6 protein-coding genes are annotated in these 7,357 nt (G+C 46.0%); 4 read left to right on the top strand and 2 right to left on the bottom strand.

The features are described from left to right. Nucleotides 1-5 precede the first annotated feature (5 nt). The gene (gene glsA / locus QT979_RS21130) at nt 6-932 is read left to right on the top strand and encodes a glutaminase A (protein WP_333228547.1); all 927 of its coding nucleotides are present in this window, start codon (nt 6-8) and stop codon (nt 930-932) included. Between the two features lie 127 nt (nt 933-1,059). On the opposite strand, the gene QT979_RS21135 is transcribed toward glsA, so the two are convergent. Continuing rightward, nucleotides 1,060-2,874 carry an adenylate/guanylate cyclase domain-containing protein gene (locus QT979_RS21135; protein WP_333311597.1) on the bottom strand — a complete coding sequence of 605 codons (1,815 nt, stop codon included), beginning with the start codon at nt 2,872-2,874 and terminating at the stop codon, nt 1,060-1,062. 566 nt (nt 2,875-3,440) lie between these two features. After that, nucleotides 3,441-4,547 carry a FecR domain-containing protein gene (locus QT979_RS21140; protein WP_333311598.1) on the bottom strand — a complete coding sequence of 369 codons (1,107 nt, stop codon included), beginning with the start codon at nt 4,545-4,547 and terminating at the stop codon, nt 3,441-3,443. Nucleotides 4,548-5,221: 674 nt separating this feature from the next. On the opposite strand from QT979_RS21140, the gene petP reads away from it, so the two are divergent. The 3 genes from petP (at nt 5,222) to QT979_RS21155 (ending at nt 7,321) form a co-directional block, all read left to right on the top strand. Next, entirely contained in the window at nt 5,222-5,422 is a 201-nt protein-coding gene (petP, locus tag QT979_RS21145; RefSeq protein WP_333070922.1) for a cytochrome b6f subunit PetP, read from the top strand. Between the two features lie 185 nt (nt 5,423-5,607). Continuing rightward, on the top strand, nt 5,608-6,702 hold the full coding sequence (locus tag QT979_RS21150; protein WP_333311599.1) for a Get3/ArsA fold putative tail anchor-mediating ATPase NosAFP: 1,095 nt from the start codon (nt 5,608-5,610) through the stop codon (nt 6,700-6,702). A gap of 364 nt (nt 6,703-7,066) precedes the next feature. Next, nucleotides 7,067-7,321 carry a hypothetical protein gene (locus tag QT979_RS21155; RefSeq protein ID WP_333311600.1) on the top strand — a complete coding sequence of 85 codons (255 nt, stop codon included), beginning with the start codon at nt 7,067-7,069 and terminating at the stop codon, nt 7,319-7,321. Nucleotides 7,322-7,357: the final 36 nt, after the last annotated feature.

A 7,357-nucleotide genomic window follows, 5' to 3' on the forward strand; every position in this document is an offset into this window, starting at 1 on the left:
CGAGCGTGAATATATCCACCAGCCAACTATCTTCATTGGAACCCGAACAACTAGCAGCTTGGGCAAAAGAGGCAATAAATTGCAGTAAATTCGGTCAAATCCCCGCGTACATACCTCTCCTTGCGCGAGCCGAGAGACAAGGATTTGCCGTGCAAATTCGGGCAATTGACGGTAAATTTTTGAGCTGGGGTAGCATTGCTCAAACATTCCCGCTGATGAGTGTAGTCAAGCCCTTTGTGCTGCTTTATTTGCTGTGCGAATTGGGCGAAAAAAGGGTATTTGACTGCGTTGGCTGTGAGCCTTCGGAACTGCCTTTCAATTCCCTCATTCAACTCGAAATAGACGAAGGGAAGCCGAGAAATCCGATGATTAATAGCGGAGCGATCGCCCTAGCGTCTTTGATTCCCGGTCAAAATGCTGTGGCGCGCTGTCAAAACTTGCTCGAATGGTTAAATCAACAGGCAAACAGTCAGTTATTTCTTGATGAGTTAATGCTCGATTCAGTGAAGACAAATCCGAATCCAAACAATTGGAATCTAGCCTTGAGAATGGTAGAATCTGGTTATATTCAAAATGCAGAAATTGCTTTAGAAACCTACAACCGCGTCTGCTGTTTGTCGGGAAGTGTGGAGGATTTAGCTAAGCTGGGGATGGTTTTGGTAAAAAGTGGCGATCGACAAATCGGCGAAAACAGCCGTACTGTCAAAGCACTGATGGCAACTTGCGGTTTGTATGAAGCATCCGCCCGCTTTGCGCTGCGGGTGGGACTGCCGGCCAAGTCGGGAGTTAGCGGGGCAATGCTGTCGGTAATTCCGGGTCAAGGTGCGATCGGCTTTTACAGTCCGCCCCTGGATAAAGACGGAAATTCTATCGGTGGCTTATTTCTATTAGAAAAAATAGCTCACAGTCTGCGGCTAAGCGTATTTGATTAGATTGGTCAGTAGTCAGTAGTCAGTAGTCATTAGGAATGGGGAATGTCTAATGGGGAATTGGAAAAAAGGTAATTTTCCCTACTGACAACTGACAACTGACAACTGACAACTGACAACTGACAACTGACTAATGCTTTTCGCCCAAAATAGCATAAACCACAGTCTCTTCTTTTTTGCCGCGTAATTGAATCGAGCCTACTTTTTGGCCTTCGTAGCGATCGCGCACGTAAGAAAAAGTCCTCGCCGTCACCAACAAATTAAAAGGACTGTCAGAAACAATTTCCTTATTCATCGCCTCCAATCTAGCAGCAACATTGACAGCATCGCCGATCACAGAATAATTCAAACGCCTGGAACCGCCCACGCTGCCAGCAACTAACTGTCCGGTATGCAAACCGATGCCAAACTTAATTAAAGGTTTGCGTTCAATTCTAAGCTGCTGATTAAGTTGGTGCAGCCGTTCGTGCATCGCAATACAAGCCGCAACTGCATTCAAAGCATCTTGTTGAATTTGTCCATATTCGGTATGGCAAAAAGGCACCCCAAAAACTGCCATAATTGCATCACCGATGTATTTATCTACAACGCCGCCGTGATCCATAATACAGTTGGTCATCGCTTGCAAATAATTGTTCAGCCAGGTGAGTAAATCTCGCGGCGGCATTTTTTCTGAAATCGAAGTAAAACTACGAATATCCATAAACAGCACCGTTGCTGTAAGTTCTTGAGGTTCGAGTTCTCCCTGTTCAAATATCTCAGCTTTGCGTTGCCAAATAAGCTGAGCAGTCTCTGGATCGACGTGCTTTTCAAATAACCTCATCAACTGCTGCTTTTCGTACTGTTCCCGCAGTTGCAAAGCAGTGCTAGATAAAATGAGAGTGCCGATAGGTGCGGCAATCGGAACCCACCAAAAAAAGAAGCCAAATAACAAAGCAGCAGCCGCAATCCAAATTATAGGCAAACCGAGAGCGATCGCAATTCTCTCTTGAACACCTCGCTTGCCCAGAACCAAAGCAGTAAGCGGGCCAATCCCCAACAATAACAAAATTTCTACCACTACCGGCAGCCGCTGCAGCAAGCGTTGATTGAGCACATTGTCAACCAACGCTGCATATAAATAAACCCCAGCCGTAGTCTTGTTGAGAGGTGAAGATATGGGGTCGAATCCCGTAGCAACTATGCCCACTAAAACTAACTTATTGGTCAGAGCATCTGCGGGAATTCTACCTTCTACGACATCAACAAAACCATAGGTAGATAGATTTTCTGTTTTCCCCGGCCAGTTAATCCAAACTTTTTTTTCCTGCTTATTTTTTGAATGTGGAAGCAATACTGGATCTTGGGGATTAGCAGCATTGTACCTGTGAGTCATGGCTAAACCGAAATTAGGAATCCCGTTGAGAAAGATTTTTGACTCGCGGGTAATACCGTCGCTATCGGCTTCTTGGCTGATGTGGCCGACACCTGCGGCGGCTGCTTTTAAAGAGGCTACGGGTTCTTCTTTGGGGGTTCTAGGGAGTACAACTTTGCCGTTGGCGACGATTGCAGCGGCTAAAATATCATCTTTCGGACTTGGATCGAGAAAAAGAATGTCAAAACCAACTGCTGTAGGGGGAGATTTTTTCAGTGCTTCTAGCAGTTCGGCGTAGCGGTTGCGGGGCCAAGGAAATTGACCGTATTCTTGCAGGGAATGCCGTTCGATCGCAATTACCACAATTCTCTCATCCCATCCGGGATTGGGCAAAATTCCCAATTCTCGAATTTGAAAGAGAGTTTTGTATCCCAAATATTCAAGGGGTTTCCACATTCCCACTTGCAGCATGATGACAGACATTATACCTACTACTGCCCCTGTCATCCAGGGAGGATTTGTTGCTATATATTGCCGGAGGCCGAGCAGTTGATTTTGTTTGAGATGATCGATCCATTCTTTGAACTTCATGCAATTAATTTGACGAAATCATTGACATTTGAGTCCGACCTTCGAGAGGAGTTATATCAATCCTCGCATCCTTTTTAAATTTTTTACCCCACCCCAACCCTCCCCTTATCAAGGGGAGGGAGTAAGAAATTCACAAAGGATGCAAGGATAGCTATATATCAATTGCGGTGGCACTCCTGTTGATTGTTAACTGTTGACTGTTGGCTGTTGACTTGCTATTTAAAAACTGAATGCTTGACTGTTAACTATTGACTCGATTTTATGATTCCGATGCAACCGGAACGCATATGATAGTCATGAAGTTTTACAAAACCGTAATGGCGAAAGGTTAACGCCAAATTTATTTATTTTGAGTAATCTCTTGGGCATCTAAATTATATTTGTAGGCGAGCGGGACACCTCACAATAATTGAATTAAACTTGACTTTAAGATTTAGACGCGGCTGGGCTTACGAAGTTTCACCGCGAAATGCTTCGCCCTTACACGAAATAATCAACTCAACTAAAACTTACGATCTAACTCAGATCCTCAGAGACTGCCCGCGCAATTGGCTCTGAGAGGTTGTTTAGGGAACGGCGAGGCTGTAGTGCCGTTCTGTGACTGACGGCCCTCGCACTACGATTTGGAGGCGGCGGCTTGGAGGTAAAATTCCTTGGATCTTGAAGTTGCCCTTTCGATCGATCTTAATAGCTTCGTTGTTGACATAAAGTGTGTCGATCGGGTTAATTTGACCGCTGAGGCGATAGATATTGCCGCTGAGTCTCAACAACCTGCGGACTTTGAGTTTAGCTAGGCGAGGGCTGGCTGAGGGCGCCACGGGCGAGGTTTGAGGGAAAATTGTCGTGGAGTTGCCGCTGTTGACAACTACTTCCGAGTCGGTGTTGCCGGATACTACGACTTCACCTTCAATCGTTTCGACTGCGGTTTTACCCCCGCCGACACTGACGCCAAAGGAAGTGCCGCGGACTCCCGCAACGCCTTCTGGGGTTTCAACCCTGACTGGGGCGGTTTTGGCAGATTTTTTTTGTTGGGCAATTTGACTCGATTTGCCGAGTCCGCTGAAGGTATTGAGGGACGCTATTTGGTTCGGCGGGATAATTGTTGAGGTGCTGGCTGCGGGAGTTGTCGCCGCAGTTTTGCCGATCGACAACCTGACTCGCCCCCTGCTGACAAAAATGGCTGTGTCTTTTTCGCCGCCTGCACTGCTTGACAAATTGGATATTCTGACTGCGGTTTTTTCGCCAACTTCCACGGTGCCGAGGTTGTTGTCGATGCCTAAACGGGCTGTGGAATCGGGGCCGGTGATGATTTCGTCTCCGGGGGCGAGTAGCCGATCGCCCACAACCGCTGGCCGCCCTTTAAAGCTGACTGTACCGCGAATTTCTTCTATTTCGAGCGATCGCGCGCCCGTTGTTGCCTGAGCGTTTATCATCTCTGCTGGGGATGGATTCGCCGCCACTGTTGTCGGATTTTTGGGAGATTTTGAGGCGGTTGGTAGTGCTGGCTGTCGATCGACTGAGATAATTTTAGTAGGGTTAGACGGCTGTTTGGGGGATGCAGAGAGCGGACTGGCGATCGTCCCAGGAAAGGGCAGCAGACTTGCCACCACAGCCAAGGACAAACTTAGGAGCGGAATTTTGGTCGATCGCCCACAGGTAAAAATTTTATTCATAATTTCAACTTTGTCATATTGAAGTTTCTACACTTCCTTTCCTGTATCAGACACCCTAAATCCGGCAATCGTTCGACTTTTTATGCCGTAACACAGCAGCAAAAATAAACTTTCTCAGCATGAGATTTTAGCATTAAATCTTTTTTTTATTGTCAGATTGTAGTAAACTGTTACAACATGACCGTTTACTACAATCTGACCTTCGGAAAATTTTGCAATCCAGACTCCAAGTGCTTTACAGCATTGATGTTAGCCAATGTCAACGTTAGAAATAGAAGATTTATATATAGATAGCAAATATAAAATTAATTACTGCTTCTGAATGTCTTTTGGCTTCTTCCGGAAGGATGACTAATTAAAAATAAATCCTGTAGTTGTGGCAATTAATAAAAAGATTGTTTTTGGGAATGGATAAAAAATAATTATCTCCGTGGTGCGCGAGGCTCTGGAAGTTGAGCTTGCCGCTGTGTAACCTGATGAGGCAAACCCAAGCGAATCCGGGTAGACGATCGACGAACTCCGACTAGAATACCGTTTTTTAGGGAAAGTTGGTGGAAATTTCGAGGGAAAATCATAGCGAGCGATCGCCTGCTGGTGTTGCTGTTGAGAAGTAGACGCCAAACTGTAAAATAAACGGTTGTATATAGGTTATATAGAGCAGGAGAACAATTTCAGTGGCAATAGAAGTAGGTCAGAGAGTGAAGGTGCGCCGTCTCAGAGATCGGATACCTGCAAATATAGTGGGCAAGATAAAGGAGAATCCAGTAGGCACTGTTGACGGATTCAAAATGGTTGACGGTAGCGGAGTAGGCGTGGTTGTCAAGTTTGACGGTTTTGCGACTTGGTTCTTTGAAGATGAGCTAGAACCCGTTTAACAGAAGGCAGTTGTCAGTGGGCAGTGGGCAGTCGGTAGTGGTTGTTTCTGATTCCTGATGTGTGAGTTGTTAGCTGCTACCAATAACAACTGACAACTGACAACTGACAACTGCCCCCCTCCCCCACTCTGGCTGAAGGTTGCGCTTAAATGTTAAAGAGTAAGCTTTGGCAGTGAGAACAGAAAATGGCTTTGATTTTGACATTTTTGGGCAAAGGCGGCACTGGCCGCAGTACGATCGCGATCGCAACAGCTAAAAAATACGCGGCTCAAGGCAAGCGAGTTCTGCTGCTCGGCCAAGATCCGGGCCCTGCATTGGGTATTCTGCTAGGGGTTCCTCTGACTCTCAGCCCCCAGGAAATCGCCCCCAACCTCAAAGCAGTTCAGGTGCAAAGCGCGCCGCTGGTAGAACGCAGGTGGGACGAAATTAAACAACTAGAAGCTCAATATGTCCGTACTCCGTTTTTCAAGCAGATTTACGGTCAAGAATTAGGGGTGTTGCCGGGAATGGACAGCGCGCTGGCGTTGAACGAACTTCGGGAATACGAGGACAGCAAACAATACGATGTAATTGTTTATGACGGCAATGGCGGCATGGATACGCTGCGGATGCTGGGAATGCCGGAAATTCTGAGTTGGTATATCCGCAGGTTCCGCCAAGCTTTGGTAGATTCGGATTTGGGGAAAGCGCTTTCACCTTTTATTCAACCGGTTGTCAGTACGGTGTTGACTGTGGATTTGTCGGGAGACAATGCTTTTCAATCTACTAAGCAAGTCGATAATCTTTTGGATAAGGGTAAGGAAGCGCTGGCAGATCCGAACCGCACGGCAGCTTTTTTGGTGACGACTGGGGATGCAAGTGCGATCGCAACTGCTCGCTATCTTTGGGGAAGTTCTCAACAAGTTAGTTTGACTGTGGGCGGTGTCATTGTTAATCAAGCACTGGTTACAGAAGCTATTACTGCCGAGTTTGATCCTTTGACGGCTGTTTCGGTTCCCGCGCACAGTGATAATAACTGGCAGCCCCTAATTGATGCTTTGCCAGATTTTTCTGAGGCCGCAAAAGCTCCTAAACCGATTAACATAAACATTGCACAGCGTCAAGTTAGTTTGTTTTTGCCTGGGTTTGACAAGAAAGAAATTAAATTGATTCAATCCGGGCCAGAAGTGACGATCGAAGCGGGCGATCAGCGGCGCAATATTTTGCTGCCTCCGGCGCTAACTGGGAAATCTGTTACGGGTGCTAAGTTCCTGAATGGTTACTTGATTATTTCTTTTTAGGGTAAGGAAGAAGGCATGACACGGATACAGTGATGAATTATCGAGTTCTCTAATATCCTGTCTTGTTGATTCGCGAGTGTATAATTTGTGAGATCGTAGTGGCGGGTTTCACAAACCAGAATCGCTGGAAAAAAACAATCTCGAAAACCCGCCCTCTCCACCCCACGATAAATCGAAATATACATTCAGATTTACCGTGGGGTGGGGGCGGGTTTATATAGATTGTTGGTCATCGTTATACATTGTTGGTGAACCCGCCCCTAGGAACCAAATGTACATTCAACCGCCAAATCTGCTACAATCTCCAGACAGTTTTCACGATTACTGGTAAAGTTAATCCCTAACTTCCCAACCATCGACTCTTATGAAAGAAAGAGATATTATTAGGCTGCAAGCCCTTGGCGCTGCTTTAGCTAAACTAGATTCATCTGTCCAGCTTGGCGAGTTGGAAGAGAATATAAGTCGTCAGATATTGGCTTTAGAAAAATTAGCCGAACAAAACAACACTCTGAACGAAATTTACACAAAAGAACGCCTCGACTTAAAAGAGCAGTACCAAGCAAAATCAAAAGACAAACGTATCGGCTCAATAAGTAGGGGTAGGAGAGAAAAAAAGTAAGCAGAGTACACAAAGTGTCATAAAATAGGACACATG

Source organism: Microcoleus sp. w2-18bC1, from assembly GCF_036700365.1.
Classification (GTDB): Bacteria; Cyanobacteriota; Cyanobacteriia; order Cyanobacteriales; family Microcoleaceae; genus Microcoleus.

Coding starts and splice junctions, on each gene's coding strand:
- QT979_RS21150 (WP_333311599.1), top strand. CDS start 5,608: ATGGCTTTGATTTTGACATTTTTGGGCAAAGGCGGCACTGGCCGCAGT.
- QT979_RS21155 (WP_333311600.1), top strand. CDS start 7,067: ATGAAAGAAAGAGATATTATTAGGCTGCAAGCCCTTGGCGCTGCTTTA.
- QT979_RS21140 (WP_333311598.1), bottom strand. CDS start 4,547: ATGAATAAAATTTTTACCTGTGGGCGATCGACCAAAATTCCGCTCCTA.
- QT979_RS21135 (WP_333311597.1), bottom strand. CDS start 2,874: ATGAAGTTCAAAGAATGGATCGATCATCTCAAACAAAATCAACTGCTC.